The organism is Almyronema sp. (assembly GCF_052168255.1).
Lineage (GTDB): Bacteria > Cyanobacteriota > Cyanobacteriia > Phormidesmidales > Phormidesmidaceae > Sphaerothrix > Sphaerothrix epifaneia.
In genome coordinates this window covers 25,638-42,769 of record NZ_JBQLZL010000014.1, presented here as the reverse complement: position 1 = coordinate 42,769, position 17,132 = coordinate 25,638, and the positions used below count along the sequence as shown (strand labels likewise).

The window sequence follows — 17,132 nt, the reverse complement described above, 5'->3', positions numbered from 1 at the left end:
CTCAGTCTGACATCGGCAGACGAATGATAAAGGCTGATCCCTGGCCGATTTCAGACTGCACCTCTAAACTCCCTGCATGGGTTTCAGTTACAATCTGACGGGCGATCGCCAACCCCAGCCCCGTCCCTTTACCCACACCTTTGGTCGTAAACAAATGGTCAAAAACTCTGGCCTGTACCGCTGCTGACATGCCCTTGCCATTGTCGCAAATGCGAATTTCGACCGCGTTTTGCTCAGCGCGCACCGCAGTTTGAATCGTAATAATCTGCGGATTAGCTTCTAAGGTGGCGTAGGTTGATTGCTCAGCAGCTTCGTCAAACACGTCAATGGCGTTGGCCAAAATATTCATAAAGACCTGGTTGAGCTGTCCTGGAAAACACTCAACTTTGGGCAGTTCAGCATAATCCTGCACGACTTGAATAGCAGGGCGATTTTGGTTGGCCTTGAGGCGATATTTTAAAATCAATAGTGTGCTGTCTAACCCTTCATGCAGGTTGGTGCTGACTTTAGAGTCGGTATCAGCGCGAGAGAACGTGCGCAAACTGGTGCTGATAGACTTAATCCGATCGGTTGCACTTTGCATCGACTCCATCAGCTTGGGCAGGTCTTGGCTCAAAAATTCTAAATCAATGGCGTCGGCATGGGCTTGTACGGGGTCAGCCGCATCGGCATGATGTTGCTGATAAAGCTCTAGGTGATCAAAGAGGTCTTGCACGTAGTCTTTGGCATTGAGGATACTGCCGTTAAGAAAGCCAATAGGGTTGTTGATTTCATGAGCAACTCCCGCTACCAGATTCCCCAAAGAAGCCATCTTTTCGTTTTGCACAATTTGGAGTTGAGCATTTTGCAAATTTGCGAGGGCTTGCTCAAGCTCTTGAGATTTTTGCAACACAGCGGCTTCTGCCCGCTGGCGTTCGCGCAGGGCAGCTTGGCGTTCGCTGATGTCTTGAATACTGGCAATAATGACTTCTTTATTGTCTAGCGTGATTTTGTTCAAAACAATTTCAGTGTCAAATACAAAGCGATCGCCCGGTCGATGGCTTTTCCATTCAAAACGAACCATTTCGCCCGCCAAAGCCCTGTCCCATAGCAGTGGTACCTGATCAAACGGATTGTCTGGCCCGGAATAATCTAAAGCTGAAAGGGTGAGGGCTTGCTCACGGCTTTCAACCTGGTACATCTCTAGCATCCGATTGTTGACATCTAGCAAGGTGCCATCGACATCATGCACAAAGATGGCGCTATTAGAGTTGTCAAAAATGGCGCGCAGATTTTTTTCAGAAACGCGCAGCGCGGCTTCAGCCGCTTTGACGTTGCTAATGTCGCGGATGATGGTGGAAAAATACTCAACTTCGCCGTGGTTAGATTTGTGAGCCAGAATCACCTGAGAAACCGGAATTTCACTCCCGGCTTTGTCAAGAATGGCTGTTTCACCAATCCAAAGGCCAGCCCGTCTGGCTTCGGGTAATGCCTGATTCACCACAATTTCTAAAGCCCAGTCTGGATGAAACTGCGAGATGTTCGTCTGGCTTAACTCTTCCTGTTCACCCAGTTCTAAAAGATTGCGCCAGGTGCGATTGAGATACAGGCTCTTACCGTCAGGTGCGGCTGTCCCCACTAAGTCAGAAGTACTTTCTAAAATATCTAACAACCGCTTTTGCTCGGCTTCAATCTGTTTGCGATCGGTGATGTCAATCAAAATGCCATCCCAAACAAGTTCGCCATCTGCCTTGCGTTCGGGTTGGGAGGCTGCCTTGACCCACTTCACCGCACCCCTAGGGGTAATAATTCGCCATTCGTGCCGAAAGGGGGTTAAATTTTTAGCCGATGCAGCGACTGCCTGCAAAACCCCAGCTTGATCATCAGGGTGTTCAAAATCGCGTAGGCTACATTTGCCCGACATCAGATCTTCGGCGGCTATCTCATAGAGGCTTTGACAACCCGAACTCACGTAGGGCATCGAAGCTGAACCGTCGGTTTTGATCCGAATTTGATAAATTAAACCCGGAACGTTATCGGCCAGCTTTTGAAAGCGAGTTTCACTCACCCGCAGCTTTTCTAGAGATTGCTCTAACTGACGGGCGTAGGTTTGAGAAGCCTGATAAAGCCGAGCATTTTCTAGAGAGATGGCTGCTTGCGTACACAAGAAGTTGAGAACAAGAATGTGGTTTTTAGTAAAAGCTCCCCTTACAGACTGATTCTTGAGATACAAAATACCTAATAATTTGCCTTGATTGAGAATCGGCAAACAGAGAATACTTTGGGGTTGCTGCTGCTGCAGATAGGCATCAATGATCGGTAAATCAGTTTTGAAATCGTCAATAACCACCATTTCTTGGGTGTTTTTGACATATTGAATCAGCTTGACGGGTAGGTTAGGGTTGTTCTCTAACGGTTCTGAACAAAGGTCGGTCGTTTCTGGGGTGGCGATCGCTTCTACACACCAAACCCCTTCTTGATTGGGTAAAATTAACGCACAGCGATCGCCGCCAGAGTTTTGCAAAATAATTTGAGCCAGTTGGTGCAGCAAATTATCTAGCTGCATCGTTCTAGAAAGGCTTTGGGAAGCTCTTAGTACCGTGGCAAAATCTAGAATGCTATTGATGGTATCCGTAGAATGGCTACCCGTAACCGTGGCAGGTGTAGAAAAATTCGTAGCAGCAATCGTAGCCAAGCTATCGAACGGACTGAGGCTTTGAGTGACTGACTGCAGAATCGGACGCAGCAAGTTAGGGTATCTATTTTCAAGCTCAGCAGCTTTGGCTTTAGCTCCCCAACGAGCATAGCCATAATAAGCTTCCTGCATATAGCCTGCAGCAACTTTCTCTTTATCCCAGGCTAAATAAAATTTAGCCGCCAATTCATTAGCTAACGCTTCTTCTTGAAGGTAGCCGTTTTTTCTGGCGGCTAAAATAGCTTCTTCGTACTGCTCAATGGCCTCAGCTTTTTGCCCCAAAATTCGATACTTTTCAGCTTTAATTAAATTGACTTTATGCTGATAGTTCATCGGAGCATAGTTTGCCCAAAATTGTTGTAACTGGATTTGGTTTTCTTCAACCCGTTGAAGCAATTGCAGGCGATTTTCAGAGACCGAACTCAACTGAGCCAGCGCGATCAACGCTTCATAGAAATAAAAGATTGGTTCCAGTACTTTGCCATTGATGGCAGAAAAATAGCGCCTGAACTCAACAGCGTGTTGATGAGCCAACTCAATTTCGCCAAACCAATAGCAAAGCATCAGCTTCGCCAGATGGAAGCACCCTAGCCCATACCAGTCGCGGGCAGCCGTCATCTGAGGTAAAAACTGAGCTGCTTGAAGCGCCTTGCCAGATAGCTCAGTCGGCTGCTCCCCAGCCTTGAGCAGATTTAATACCGTCTGCCAGTGAATGCAGCACCATTGATGGGCCATTAATTGATTGAACTGCTTCAATCCCTGGCAGTAGGCTTTGATTGACTGTTCTAGAGGCGCTAGCGGTTGCCCCACCCAAAAAGCGTGCAGGCAAAAGGCTTCGGCATTGTGGCCAGCCATTTCTTGATTACCAACTTCTAGAGCCGCGATATACCCTGCTTGCAGGGGCAGCAGCGTTTCTCGAAGGTGAGATTTACGGTGCAAGGTAAATAAACTCACAACAGGCAGTATTTCTGGCTGAACGGCTTTGGCTTCCAGTTTGGCAACCAGGTTAAGCGCCAACTGGCCAAACTTGACCCCGGTTTCAATATCGCGCAAAAAGTTGCAGGTTAAAATGCCGTAGGTAGCATAAGCCGCCGCTGAAGCCGCCGTGTTGCCAGATTGGACGGAAAGTTTGACTGACAAAGCCACCAGCAGAGGCGTCAAGGGCGATCCCGAAAAAGCTGCTGCTGGAATGATGCTATTGGCAATTTGCACAATGGCGATCTTGCTTTGATCGCTCATCATAGGCAGATCGAGTAAATCTTCAACCGCCCTGTCGCCTATGAGTTCAGCAATTTCAGCAATAGCAAGCTGTATGTCTGCCGGGGTTGGAGCCGTTGGAAACGTAATCCCCAATTGCTGCAAAAACGATTGGGCAATGGCGATCGCGGCTGTGAATTTGGCTTGAGAAACGTTGAACTGAATCCTCACGCGGTAAACATTGACTTGTTCGAGTAAGTTTTGAGTCTGAAGCAAGACAGTTTCAATTAGCTGCTCCATGGCTACGGCATCGCCACAAAGCGCCGCTAGGTCGGCGGCTAGTTCGTGCAGTTCAAGACTCATTTTGTACTGTCGTTGCCAGCCCTGGCTGCCTAATAGCAAAATTCCGGTGCTAGAAAAGGTTCGCCCCGCCTGATAAGCGGTGGTGCTTCTGGCTTTGCGACAGGCCATCAGATTCAGTTGAGCGAGCTGGTCACGTTCGGCGAGTTGAGTAACTAAAGCAATTCCATGATTAAGCTGATTGACCAGTTCAAAAATGCGATCGCCTTGTGTTTCGAGCGGCAGCTTTTGCAGCAATAACTGCCCCAGGTGATAGTGAGTCGCTTGTTTTTGCTCATCAGCGATTAGCGAGTACGCCGCTTGTTGTACCCGATCATGTAGAAATCGATAGCTCGGATTGGCGTCGCTGGCTAAGTCATTTTTTTCTGAGCTTTCAACTTGAAAGAATTTGTAAACTTGGCTAGTCGGTAAAACAAAGCCAGACTGCAATGCTGGCCATAAATTTGCTGCTACGACGGCGGCAGGAGATTCAGAAACAATAGCCAGAGTTTCTAGATCAAACGGGTTACCGACACAGGCTGCGACTTTAAGCAATGTCTGCGTAGCCTGCGGCAGCTTCTGTAACTGTACCGCCATAAATTCAACCACATCGGCTGTGAGGGCAGCAGTCTGAATTTGAGCAATATCACACTGCCAGTAGCCCAATTGTGAATTGAAGGTTATTAGCTGATCGTGGTATAGCCCCTTAAGAAATTGGGTTGCAAAAAATGGATTGCCCTGGGTTTTTTGCATTACTAATGCGGTCAAGGGTTGGGCTAATGCCGTTGAACAATGCAGGGTGTTAGCAATCAGTTTGGCTAAACTTTTCTGGCTTAACGGCTGTAGCGTGAGGGTGTTCACAGTAGCGGCTGATTTTTCTGTAATAGCATCAAGCGTTAGCATCAATGGATGGGCTGCAAACACTTCGTTGTGGCGATAGGCAGCAATCACTAACAAATATTCAGCTTCTAAAATTAACAGCTTCATCAGGTGTAGAGAAGCCGTATCAGCCCACTGCAAATCGTCTAGAAACAGTACGAGAGGATGGGCTGGTGTGGTAAAAACTCTAACAAACTTTTGAAAAAGCAAGTTGAAGCGATTTTGAGCTGCCAGACCGGATAAGTCTGGAGCGGCGGGCTGTTTACCTATAATTTGCTCTAGCTCAGGAATGACTTCAATCATGACTTGAGCATTACTGCCTAAAGCTTGGCAAATCTTTGTTCTCCAGATTTGGAGTTGAGCATCTGATTCAGACAGCAGTTGCCCGATCAAATCGCGCAAAGCTTGAAAAAAAGCAGAGAATGGCAGGCTGCGATTGAACTGATCGAATTTGCCGCTGATAAAGTAGCCGTGCTGGCGAGTAATGGGTTTATGAACTTCATTTACTACAGCAGTTTTGCCAATGCCAGAAAACCCCGCTACCAGCATCAGTTCAGCTTTACCCTGAGCAACTCGTTCAAAAGCTGCTAACAGGGTTTCAACTTCGGCATCTCGGCCATAAAGTTTTTCAGAAATCAAAAAGCGATCGCAGATATCTCGCGTCGCGATCGCAAAGTTTTCAATTTTGTCTGTTTCGCAGAGCTGCTCTAAACAAATACGCAGGTCATGGCTCAATCCCAAAGCGCTTTGATAGCGATCTTCAGCGTTTTTTGCCATTAGCTTATTGACAATTTTTGCCAGCACACCAGGCACGGACGGAGCTAAATCAGATACAGCCGCAGGCTGTTTAGCCAGATGACAATGAACCAGTTCGCTTGGGTCAACCGTTGGAAAGGGCAATTGTCCTGTTAACAGTTCAAACAGGGTCACACCCAGCGCATAAAAGTCAGCCCGATAATCAATCCCCCGATTCATCCGACCGCTTTGTTCAGGGGCTAAATAAGCCAGCGTTCCTTCTAAGCCGTTGGGATTTGTAATGTCAACGGACTCTTTGGGCAAACGCGAAGCGATGCTAAAATCAATTAGCTTAATCTGCTGTGACTGAGGACGAATCAAGATATTAGCAGGCTTAATATCTTTGTGAACGATGCCAGCTTGATGCAGATCGTGTAGCGTTTCAGCTAACTTTAGAGCGATCGCTAATATCTCTAACAATGTGAGCGAATGTTCTCGCCTATATTGAGATAGCGAAATGCCGCCCCAGTCTTCCATCACTAAAGCGTAGCTGTTACCGCAAACCTCTAGGCGGTAGGGACGAATAATACCTGGTATATCTAGATCTTTAACCAGCGTATATTGATTGCGAAACTGTAACAATTCATTAAAGCTGGGATACGCCTGCTGTAACAGCTTAATGACTACCGACTGCTGACTTGTCGTTTCTACAGCCCGATAAACAACTGTTCGAGTACCTTTATAGAGTTGTTCAACAACGCAGTAACCAGAAATAGCGGGAAAGGAATTAGAACAGGTGCCTGCTGTCGGGGACATAGCATCAGGTAGGCTTTTAGTTTGTCAGAACCAATTCTAGAATTCCCTAGATCCTGGGAGAGTGCAAAAAAGTTTGTGTAAATAACAGCCGTGAACTCCATTATTTCAAGTGAATTCAAATGAATTTGTGGCGTGGGATCACATTTTTTAATTATTCAAGCCCACGAACAGTTCCGGGTTAAGTCAAGCTGTTATGAAAACTGGCAAAATATGAGTCCTCTCTATGAGAACTCATTCAGATAATCAATTGTTATTTTTAAGTTTGTCAAGCGCTTAACGCCTGATTTTTTTACGTCAATTAGCTTGTTTTGCGCTCAGCACAGCTCTACAAGCTGACGACGACATGATTGAACCAGATTCGAGCGTAGGCGATCGCCCAGTGTCGCTAAAGGCGGCAGAAAACTAAGGGCAGATAGTAGCAGGAAAGCGTTTCGGTCAGCGGCTTTTTGCAATTGAAGTGCCCCAACTCCTGCGCGATCGCGGCTTTGAGCCGGACGCTAAAACAACCGTTCCGTCTCTTTCAGCCGACTTAATCTTTACTAAATAAACTAGAAAGCTAAGGCGTATTTCTTAACAATCCCCTCCCCCGTCCAAGTCAGGCTTGGGGCAAGTGCATCAGAAATTGTGGACTTGAAAAACAGTTGTTTGACCCGTTTCATCAAAAGTTAAAACTGTGTAGGGATCGTTACCTGTATCCATACCAGGCGCACTCATAGGCATACCGGGTGCGGTCAACCCCTGTACGTCAGGCTGCTCTGCCAAAAGCCGTTGAACATCGTCAGCCGGAACGTGCCCTTCAATGACGTAGCCCCCAATCAGCGCGGTATGGCAAGATTCTAAGTCTGCTGGCACACCGTAACGCTGCTTGATCGTTGCCATCTCGGTAGTTAAGTGATCTGCCACTTCAAAACCCTGCGCTTCTAAATGTTCAATCCAACCTGCACAGCAGTTGCAGTTAGGGCTACGGTAAACCGTAGCTGTTAGCGCTGGCTGGCTAGCCCCAATAGCGATCGCCGATTGTCTTAACGGAGCCGCCATCGCCCCACCACTGAGGATGACAAAGCCGCACACAATAAGGGCGATCGCCAAACCTCTAAGCCACAGGCGAAGATTAATGCTTGCTGAGTCATGCATGGTCGCACCTGCCAACAGTATCTGAAGATTTTAACCAATTCTCTCCCGTCTCATGTCTGCTGCGATTCCACCTTTACTCAGCCTCCCCTGAGAGATGGCCTCAACCAGCGGGATGGTAGCGACGCATCCGGGATCTACTATCCCGCCACCATTGACGAGACTCAGATACCGCTGTATATCAATCGAGTAATGCAAATCAGTTAAGCGTCGTGGTACACCCTTCCTCTGCCTCTAGTTCTGTTGATCCCAATTGGCCTGAGATACTGCAGCAACTTATCGATAAGCAATCTTTGTCTACCCAGCAAGCCGAATTACTCATGCGGGGCTGGCTGACTGAGGCGATCGCCCCAGCCCTCTCAGGAGCTATTCTCGCCGCCATTCAGGCTAAAGGTGTTTCGGCTGAGGAGCTAGCAGGTATGGCACGAGTGCTACAAGCGCAGTCCTTGGGGGGAGCCTCTGCTGATCCCAACAGACCCCAACCCATGATTGACACCTGCGGTACGGGAGGAGATGGCGCTCAAACCTTTAATATTTCGACGGCTGTGGCTTTTGTTGTCTCTGCGGCGGGCGTCGCTGTCGCCAAACATGGCAACCGTTCAGCCTCTAGCAAAGTGGGTTCAGCCGATGTGTTAGAAGCGCTAGGCGTCAACCTCAGCGCTGACCCAGAGAGAGTCAAAGCAGCGGTGCAGCAAGTGGGAATTACCTTTTTGTTTGCTAGGGGCTGGCACCCAGCGATGAAAGCCGTTGCCCCCTTGAGAGGTACACTAAAAGTTAGAACTGTGTTCAACTTGTTAGGCCCTTTGGTCAACCCGCTACGCCCCACGGGGCAGGTTATTGGTGTTTTTGATCCAACCGTGTTGGAGCCGATGGCCGAAGCTTTAAACAAGCTCAGTCTACCGCAGGCAATCGTGCTGCATGGGCGAGAAAAGCTGGATGAAGCTGGACTCGCCGACAAAACTGACCTGGCTGTTTTAGCAAAGGGGCGGGTGCGCTCCGTGGTTTTAGATCCAGTCGAGCTAGGGTTAACCCCAGCCCCGACGACAGCACTGCGCGGCGGTGAAGTTGCTGAAAACGCTAGTATTTTGCGTAACTTGCTTCAGGGCAAAGGCACTCAAGCCCATCAAGACGTTGTAGCGCTCAATGCGGCTTTGGCATTGCAGGTAGCAGGAGCCATTAGCGGCTCGGACGATCTAGACACCTACCGCCAAGGCATTCAACAAGCCAAAGCAATTCTCAGCAGCGGCGCGGGCTGGCAAAAGTTAGAGCAATTAGTAGACTTTTTGCGGTAAGTAGGGTTTGGCTTCACCAAACTTTACCGATTTTTTCGAAAAAATGGCTTTCTGCTAAGCGGAATTAGGCTTTAGCGAGCCTGAAACTCAATGACTTCTTGGCGAATGGTGACATCGTAGTCGCCAAAAATATCGTGGCCGAGCAAGCCAACAGTTTGCTCTGGCCCCGCGATCGCCACCAGCACATTCTGAGCCAGAATATCCCCTACCTGCAAAGACGGCACATATCCCACCGGAAACACAACGTCCGTCGCACTGGCTGTCGTGATTCGGGCTTGACCAATGGGGGTGATCCCCAAGTCTGTTGCCATCTTCTGAGTAATCAGTGTGCCGCTCGCGCCCGTATCGACCACCATGTCATAGTGCCTGGATTGATTAAAGCTAACCGAAACAACTGGCGTGCGCCCCAAGCGACGCACAATTGGCACTGAGTGGCGATCGCTTTTGCCCCCGGCAGGCTCGGAAGTGGCTGGTGAGGCGGCTGTCGTTTCTCGGTTGGGGGGAGTGGCCGCAGGAGCAGTGGGTTCTGGCTGACGAGTTGACAACGCAGGCGAGGCGATCGCCGTTGGCTCTAAAAAGCGATCGCGCTGTCGCTGCGCGTAACCTAAATTTTGGCGATACAGGCTGAGATTACTTTGAATGGTTGCCGCCTCGACGGCATTAGCTGACAGCGTTTCCAACAGGTCAACGGCTTGCTGCCAGTAGTTAACTACCAATTGCCAGTCATCGGCAGAATAGGCATTTTGACTAAGGCTAAGGGCGCTAGCCGCATAATCAAGCGCTTGGGTATAAGCGACGGACTGCGTTGCTGCCGTTTCCTTCAGGTTGAGCGTGCCGACTGCAACCGTAGCTATTGCGGCTGTTAGCTTAAGGCGGGGAGCGATCGCCTCTACCGCCAGACGCTGAGACGGGCGACAGCCTACCAGAGCCAAACTGCTCAGCAGTAGAGCCAGACTTGAGGCGGGTGTAAACAAAAAGCCGCGCATAGAGGCAAAAACGTGCGATCGCCCCTCATTCTAGCGGACTGTTTTGGCCATCGTCATAGCGAAAGGCGGAAGGCGGAAGGCTGAGGGTCGCAGGAAAGCGTTTCTATCAAAGGCTTTCAGCCGTTGAAGTGCCTCAGTGCTTGGGGCTACAGCTATACATAAGCAGACAACCCCGAACCCAAAAACTGGATAGTGCAGAAAGGGCAAAAACTTAAAGACACTCATTGGCTTCGGTGTCTGTTGCTGCTTTCTCTATCGCCACCCCTGACTTGATCAATCCAACTGCGGCAGCAACTCTCTAGTAAAGCGCAATACTGTCTTGCCCAATCGAAAGGCCATAAGCGCCGTAAAAGTCTTGACCCAGTAGCCCCACATCGCCACCAATCGCCACCGTAACTGACGCTTTACGCAGCCCGCCAGCTTCGACAAAATCTACATAGCCAATCGGCAAAGCGACAACACTGCCATCGGCGATGGAAACCCGCGCTTCCCCCACAATCACAACCCCAAGGGCATTAGCCATCGCTGGGGTAATCAGGGTGCCGCTTGCGCCTGTATCAAAAAGCATTTCAAAGGTTTGTTTTCCTTTTTGCCCCTGCATCGATACCGACACCACTGGAATGCCACCCCGACGACCCACAATTGGAATTGTCGCCTTGCGCCCGTCGGCGGCTACGCTAGCAGCAATACGAATCTCAGGACTCTCAACCTTTCCGGCGGCACTGGCTTCTGCATGGGTCAAATGCTGCTGATACTCTTTGATTTTCTGCTGGGCTGTGCCATAGTTGGCGCTCTCGGTCGGTACATTTTGTAAATAGGCGATCGCTTTTTGCCAGCGGGCGACGGCTAGCTTCCAATCGTCTTGAGACTGAGCCGTTTGGCCAATTGAAACTGCACTGGTTGCCGCGTTGACCCCTTCACGAAAATAATCGCGCTGAGGTTGAGCTTGGGAAACTGAATCTTGAGAGGCTGTTGCTACCGTTTCCCCTCCCTCGACGCTGTTGATGGCCATCGTTTCGGCTGTCGCTGCTGTTTCTGGTGAAGGCTCGGTTTCTAGCTCTGCCGTCACCTCTGAGCCAGCACAGCCAGCCAAACCCGTCATTACACTTCCGGCTAGCAGTACACCCAAAGCGGTAGGGGCATAAGAACGCATGGTTGTCACCAAACTCTCATCTAGAAGCTGAAATAGAGCTACAGTTCTGGTCAAAGTTTTCCCGAACGGCATAGGATAGTATGCTAATGCGCTTCATCTTTGCGATTTCTTGAGAAAAGTTCTATGGCTGTTTCCACTGCTCAACCTGCCCTTCTCGTTTTAGCGGATGGCTCTGTCTACCAAGGCTGGTCTTTTGGAGCCTCAGGTACCGTTATGGGCGAGGTTGTTTTCAATACGGGCATGACGGGTTATCAAGAGGTATTGACCGATCCTAGCTACCGGGGTCAAATCATAACATTTACCTATCCAGAGTTGGGTAACACGGGCGTCAACCCAGATGATGAAGAATCGAGTCACCCCCATGCTAAGGGAGCGATCGCCCGCAATATTTGTGAGCGTCCTAGCAACTGGCGATCGACGCAGTCACTGCCTGACTATCTCAAACAACACCGCATTCCAGGTATCTATGGCGTTGATACGCGGGCGTTAACTCGCAAAATTCGTAGTGTAGGAGCCATGAATGGAGCCATCTCAAACGAAATTCTGGATGCGGATGAACTGCTGCGGCAGCTACAAGAAGCTCCCAGCATGGAAGGACTGAACCTCGTCAAAGACGTGACGACGCCGACCATCTACGAGTGGACAGAAAAGACCAACGGCGCTTGGGAATTTGCCCCTCGCTCAGCCACAGAGGATGAACTGTTCACCGTGGTTGCCATTGATTTTGGCATTAAACGAAATATTTTACGCCGACTGGCTAGCTATGGTTGCCGGGTAATTGTCGTTCCGGTCGATACCCCTGCTGAAACCATTTTGAATTACCAACCAGACGGTATTTTTCTCTCCAACGGCCCCGGCGATCCCGCCGCTGTCAAAGAAGCTCCCCAGATTATTCGCGCTTTGATGGAAAGCCAGTTGCCCACGTTTGGCATCTGTATGGGGCATCAAATCTTAGGCTTGTCGCTAGGTGCAGAAACCTTCAAGCTCAAGTTTGGGCACCGAGGTTTAAACCAGCCTTGCGGACTCAAACGCCAGGTCGAAATCACCAGCCAAAACCACGGTTTTGCCCTCAACGCTGACTCCGTTTCGGAGGCTCAAGTTGAAGTCACCCATCTCAACCTCAATGATCGTACTGTGGCAGGTATTCGTCACAAAAGTTTGCCAATCTTCTCAGTACAGTATCACCCCGAAGCTAGCCCAGGGCCACACGATGCGGATTATCTGTTTGCTCAATTTGTAGACTCTATGCGCCAGCATCGGCAGCAGAAGGGAATCCAGCTCAATTTGACTTAAAGATTTTTACGACTTTGCCAACTTTATGCTCAATCTTTTGGGTCTTGCTTACGATAAGATAACTTCTCTGTTTTCTGTCAGGGGACTTAGGGGGACAGCCACTAGAGCAAGCAATTAATAATTTTCAAACGCTAGCTCCGGCAAAGTCGCTGAAAATTGCCTAAAATTAAATCTTGAAAATGGGCAGCAGTCCCTTGCAGTCACACAAAGACTAACTTATACTGTAGCGGCCAATTATGTCAGAGATTGTAGGAGGTTCCCATAGCTGAGCCACTGAACCTAACTGTTAGTTTGAGAGGCACACGCGAAGTTAGGGGAACATGTCAAATATTCCGCCTCACGGGTTTGCTCGACGCCTTCTCAGAGCCAACCTTTCGTAAAGTTTTGGCTAGTTGTATCGACAGCGGCCCTGCTCACATCATTTTGGATCTGTCCGGTATCGATTTTGTCGATAGTTCAGGTTTGGGAGCGATGGTGCAGATGGTTAAAAAGGCTCAAACAGCCGGCGGAAGTCTTCAAGTTGTTTCCAATCCGCGAGTTACTCAAACAGTCAAGCTTGTTCGGCTTGAAAAGTTTTTGTCACTTCAACCTTCGGTTGATGCCGCAGTTGAGAGCTTGAGCAATTCTTCTAATTAGAACTGCTAGCTGAATTTGAGCCTTTAGCGGCTGGATAGGGTCAAGCACTGCCAGCCTGAAGCTCTGCATAGGGGCAGTTATTCAAGCGGGGTGGGAGGCACAAGCGCCAAGTCTCTCCCGGAGGGCAGATGTGCTCAATCGTAGTTTGGGGTAGCTTATGACGTCTGCGGCGGATGAGCCAAAGTCTCCGGCAGGGGGGTGGGATGAGGTTTGGCTAAAAACCTCCCGCCGTTTTTCCGCGTCTTTTTCTGTTTCGGTTGAGCGTCTTTCTCCTGCTGCCCTTGCTTATCTCGGAGATGCGGTCTACGAACTCTACATGCGAACCTTTTATCTGGTTCCGCCCTGCCGAATTCAAACCTTCCACCGATATGTCGTAGCTCAGGTACGGGCTGAGGCTCAAGCTCAGCAATTACAGTCTTTAGAGAAGCATTTGACAGAGCCAGAAAAAGAAATTTTGCGCCGAGGGCGCAATGCCGCCCCCCGGCGTAAAAGTCGAGCCGCTCCTGAGGTTTATCAGCAAGCCACCAGCTTTGAGACTTTGCTGGGCTATCTTTACCTCACCGATAGGCATCGTCTTGAGGCGGTGCTGGCTTTGCTGGATCTGCCTCCTTCTGAATAAACTTGCCAACGCTGCTCAATAGCTCATCACAAATTATTTATTTTTTCTCAACATGGCTTACAACCGCAAATCCGATCGTCGTTCTTCTGGTTCGGAGCGCCCTCGGCTGAAGCGATCGCCTCAGCCCCAGCAGCGCCAGCGATCAGCTCAGCCCCAACGCCACATTGCTCCTCCCAAACGGGTTGCGGCTGACGAGCCTCAAACGGTTAGCCTTGAAACCACTGATGATCAGCCGGACGAGGCAGAATTAATCTATGGTCGTCATGCTGTAGAGGCCGCGATCGCCAGCGATCGCACGCTCAATCGCCTTTGGATTAACTCTAAACTGCGCTATGACGCTCGCTTCCATCCCTTACTGAATGACGCCAAAGCCAATGGCACAGTGATTGACGAAGTGGATCATCGCCGCCTGAGTCAAATTACCCAGGGGGCTAACCACCAGGGGATCGTTGCCCAGGTTGCTTCCTATGACTATATCGATCTAGCGGTTTTAATCGAACAGGCCAAAGCTAAAGTGCAGCGGCCTGTGATCTTAGCCGCCGATAGCATTACCGATCCCCATAATCTGGGGGCAATCATTCGCACGGCTGAAGCAATGGGCGCGCAAGGACTGGTGATTCCGCAAAGACGAGCTGCTGGGATTACGGCAACCGTTGCTAAAGTAGCCGCTGGCGCGTTAGAGCATTTTGCGGTAGCTCGCGTTGTCAACTTAGGCCGAGCGCTAGAAACGCTCAAAGCAGCAGGCTTCTGGATTTATGGCACTGCTACAGAAGCCAGTCAGACGGTTCACACCACTGAGTTTACAATGCCAACTGTGTTGGTGATTGGCGCAGAAGACAAGGGACTGAGCTTGTCGATTCAGCATACCTGTGATGTGCTGATGTCTATCCCTTTACAGGGGCATACGCCTAGCTTGAATGCTTCCGTCGCCACGGGTATGGCTTTATACGAAATTTATCGTCAGGAATGGGGAAAAAGGCATAATTTAAGCTCTTTGCAAAAAGAAAAGTAACAGAGTATAACAAAACTTGAGATTAAAACATTTAACGTATCTCTATACCCGCAAACACAGTTAGCAAATCAGGAGTCTTATGAAAAATCTACTCAATGGCATTCTCAATCTGCTGGTAGGCGAGTGGTGGATCGAAATCGTAACGCAAGCGCCCAAGTGTACGTATTACTTTGGCCCTTTTGCCTCTGAAGAGGAAGCTGAGATCGCCAAAACTGGCTACATTGAGGATTTAGAGCAAGAAGGCGCAACCCAGATCTTGGCGACTATTCAGCGCTGCAATCGTCCTGATGAGTTAACTATTGATGAATCTACCGACAGCATGGGGGGCATGACTTCTCCGGCATTGGGTATCTAAGTTTTTTTGAGTACGCTAAACATTAGCAGCGGCATAAGGCTCTGCTGCGTTTCCAGGCAGAGCCTTGGGCAAAAGCACCTGAATAATAGGCTAGTTTATAGCTAAAGGCAGAAGTTAGAGGGTAAAGGGCAGCAGGGAAGGTTTTCTGTAAAAGGCTTTCAGCCATTTAAGTATTACAACTTCTGAACCAGTCTACGAAATTGAGGGCGATCGCGTTGTCTCAGCTTGTTCCGTGAGCCAGCCGTCGATCGCTTGTAGCACTTGTTGAGGATATTCCCAGGGAAACAGGTGAGCCGCCTGAGTGTATCGATGAAATTGGCAGTTAGGCAGTTGGGCTGCGGTTTCTAGACTGGCGGCGGCGGTAATATGGCGATCGCAATCGCCAAACAGCATGAGACAAGGGGCTTGAATATTTTCTAAATCATTCAAGCGGTTGTAGCCCTGACGCATGGCCTGGTTTAGGGCTTGGGTAGCGTAGCGAGAAGTTTGGAGATAAGCGGGTAACCCGGCCAAAGCTAGCTGCCGATAGGCAAATGCTGTGTGCTGCTGTAGCAGATAGTGATAAAGCGATCGCTTGCCAAACGTTTCAATATTCCATTGCCACGCCGGAGCCAGATAATTCACCCCAGAGGCGATCGCGGTGTAGAGATTATCTTGCCAGGTGACGGCAGGGTGGTTGCTGCGAGGTCGAGCGGCAGTGGCAATTAAAATCAGCCCTTGAACGCGCTGAGGGCAGCGCAGCGCTAGCTCCATTGCCAGAATTCCGCCTAAAGACCAACCTAGCAGCCAACAGCGGTCGATATGCTGCTGGTCGAGCAGCTCAGTCAAATCCTGGAGATGAGCGGTCATGGTAAAAGGGTGGCGCGTTTGACTAGCCCCATAGCCGCGTAAATCTGGGGCTAGGGTGAGAAAGCGCTGGCTCAGGTGTTGGGTAAAAACGCTCATGCTCTGCCCCGATCCGGGATGACCATGCAAACACAACACCGGAAAACCGGATCCCTCGATTTGAACGGCTAGCTGCATTTAGGTCTCAGCCCGCTGGCGAATCTTTTCAACAAAGAATTCTTCTAACGAGGGTCGCGAAAGCTGCAGCGTCGCTAGCTTACCCCCCATCAGACGAACGCTGGAGAGAAAATCGTAAGGCTCTCCTTGCAAGTAGCCTTGCCAGTAACCTCCTTGAAATTCTAAGTTGGTCATCCATTTTTTCAGCACGTCTAGGCTGCCACCACGCCCTTTAACAAAGTAGCGATTAGGGCTACCCAGTAAATCCATCAGGCTACCGCTACAGATCAGTTCGCCGCGATCGAGGATAGCAATGCGATCGCAGATTAATTCCACATCGGAAAGAACGTGGCTATTAAAAAAAATTGTCTTCCCCTGAGCTTTGAGCGACAAAATAATTTCGCGCACCCGGTAGCGTCCTAAGGGATCTAGCCCCGACATGGGTTCATCTAGAAACACCACTTCTGGATTGTTGATCAGCGCCTGAGCCATGCCAATGCGCTGTAGCATCCCCTTAGAGTACTGGCGTAGCTGCTTTTTTTTGGCCGTCGCTTGGGCTAGGCCGACTAGATCCAACAGCTCTGGAATGCGCTGACGCTGGACGGAACGAGAAACGCCAAAAAGTCCGGCTGTGTAGCGCAAAAATTCCCACCCCGTGAGAAAGTCATAAAAGTAAGCATTTTCGGGCAGATAGCCAACCCGTTGCTTGACGCTGCGATCGCCGACAGGCTGCCGGAGCAAAAACGCTTTGCCAGCGGTGGGTCGGATAATGCCGAGCAAAATTTTCAACAGGGTGGTTTTGCCAGCCCCGTTTGGCCCCAACAGACCAAAGGTTTCTCCCTGGTAAACGGATAAAGAGCAGTCTTGCAAAGGAGTGACCTTTTGGGTGAGCCAAAATCCGGTACGATAAACTTTTTTGAGACCGCTGGTTTGGACAACCAAAGGGCGATCGCTGGCGGCTGATTCATCAGCTGGCAGTATAGAAACCTCGCTCATACCTTATGAAGTTTTGT

At 49.7% G+C, this 17,132-nt stretch carries 13 protein-coding genes; 7 read left to right on the top strand and 6 right to left on the bottom strand.

Annotated features, from left to right (window positions below):
* Window position 1: 1 nt before the first annotated feature.
* Together ACTS3T_RS02455 and ACTS3T_RS02450 are read right to left on the bottom strand one after the other, a co-directional pair.
* Window positions 2-6,640: an ATP-binding sensor histidine kinase gene (locus tag ACTS3T_RS02455; protein WP_377964601.1), complete on the bottom strand. Its 6,639-nt coding sequence runs from the start codon at window positions 6,638-6,640 to the stop codon at window positions 2-4.
* Between the two features lie 615 nt (window positions 6,641-7,255).
* A complete protein-coding gene (locus ACTS3T_RS02450; RefSeq protein ID WP_377964603.1) occupies window positions 7,256-7,774 on the bottom strand; it encodes a DUF411 domain-containing protein in 519 nt (172 codons plus the stop codon).
* Between ACTS3T_RS02450 and ACTS3T_RS02445 the strand changes: the two genes are divergently transcribed.
* Both ACTS3T_RS02445 and trpD read left to right on the top strand, forming a co-directional pair.
* The gene (locus tag ACTS3T_RS02445; RefSeq protein ID WP_377964605.1) at window positions 7,769-7,978 is read left to right on the top strand and encodes a hypothetical protein; all 210 of its coding nucleotides are present in this window, start codon (window positions 7,769-7,771) and stop codon (window positions 7,976-7,978) included. The genes ACTS3T_RS02450 and ACTS3T_RS02445 overlap by 6 nt on opposite strands.
* Window positions 7,979-7,983: 5 nt before the next feature.
* A complete protein-coding gene (trpD, locus tag ACTS3T_RS02440; protein WP_377964607.1) occupies window positions 7,984-9,063 on the top strand; it encodes an anthranilate phosphoribosyltransferase in 1,080 nt (359 codons plus the stop codon).
* 71 nt (window positions 9,064-9,134) lie between these two features.
* On the opposite strand, the gene ACTS3T_RS02435 is transcribed toward trpD, so the two are convergent.
* Together ACTS3T_RS02435 and ACTS3T_RS02430 are read right to left on the bottom strand one after the other, a co-directional pair.
* Window positions 9,135-10,049 carry a retropepsin-like aspartic protease family protein gene (locus ACTS3T_RS02435; RefSeq protein WP_377964609.1) on the bottom strand — a complete coding sequence of 305 codons (915 nt, stop codon included), beginning with the start codon at window positions 10,047-10,049 and terminating at the stop codon, window positions 9,135-9,137.
* Window positions 10,050-10,347: 298 nt separating this feature from the next.
* Entirely contained in the window at window positions 10,348-11,256 is a 909-nt protein-coding gene (locus ACTS3T_RS02430; protein ID WP_377964611.1) for a retropepsin-like aspartic protease family protein, read from the bottom strand.
* Window positions 11,257-11,325: 69 nt separating this feature from the next.
* On the opposite strand from ACTS3T_RS02430, the gene carA reads away from it, so the two are divergent.
* The 5 genes from carA to ACTS3T_RS02405 all read left to right on the top strand — a co-directional run bounded on the left by carA (window position 11,326) and on the right by ACTS3T_RS02405 (window position 15,117).
* Complete coding sequence (gene carA, locus ACTS3T_RS02425; protein ID WP_377964613.1) at window positions 11,326-12,495, top strand: glutamine-hydrolyzing carbamoyl-phosphate synthase small subunit; 1,170 nt, start codon at window positions 11,326-11,328, stop codon at window positions 12,493-12,495.
* A gap of 261 nt (window positions 12,496-12,756) precedes the next feature.
* Window positions 12,757-13,131, top strand: coding sequence for an STAS domain-containing protein (locus ACTS3T_RS02420; RefSeq protein ID WP_377964657.1), 375 nt, complete (start codon window positions 12,757-12,759; stop codon window positions 13,129-13,131).
* Window positions 13,132-13,288: 157 nt separating this feature from the next.
* Window positions 13,289-13,750, top strand: a complete 462-nt coding sequence (locus ACTS3T_RS02415) for a Mini-ribonuclease 3 (protein ID WP_377964615.1) — start codon at window positions 13,289-13,291, stop codon at window positions 13,748-13,750.
* Between the two features lie 52 nt (window positions 13,751-13,802).
* Window positions 13,803-14,762, top strand: a complete 960-nt coding sequence (gene rlmB, locus ACTS3T_RS02410) for a 23S rRNA (guanosine(2251)-2'-O)-methyltransferase RlmB (protein WP_377964617.1) — start codon at window positions 13,803-13,805, stop codon at window positions 14,760-14,762.
* A gap of 79 nt (window positions 14,763-14,841) precedes the next feature.
* A complete protein-coding gene (locus ACTS3T_RS02405; RefSeq protein WP_377964619.1) occupies window positions 14,842-15,117 on the top strand; it encodes a DUF1816 domain-containing protein in 276 nt (91 codons plus the stop codon).
* A gap of 192 nt (window positions 15,118-15,309) precedes the next feature.
* On the opposite strand, the gene ACTS3T_RS02400 is transcribed toward ACTS3T_RS02405, so the two are convergent.
* Together ACTS3T_RS02400 and ACTS3T_RS02395 are read right to left on the bottom strand one after the other, a co-directional pair.
* Window positions 15,310-16,140: an alpha/beta fold hydrolase gene (locus ACTS3T_RS02400; protein WP_377964621.1), complete on the bottom strand. Its 831-nt coding sequence runs from the start codon at window positions 16,138-16,140 to the stop codon at window positions 15,310-15,312.
* Window positions 16,141-17,115 (bottom strand): ABC transporter ATP-binding protein, encoded by a 975-nt coding sequence (locus tag ACTS3T_RS02395; RefSeq protein WP_377964623.1) that lies wholly within the window; start codon window positions 17,113-17,115, stop codon window positions 16,141-16,143.
* Between the last annotated feature and the right edge of the window lie 17 nt (window positions 17,116-17,132).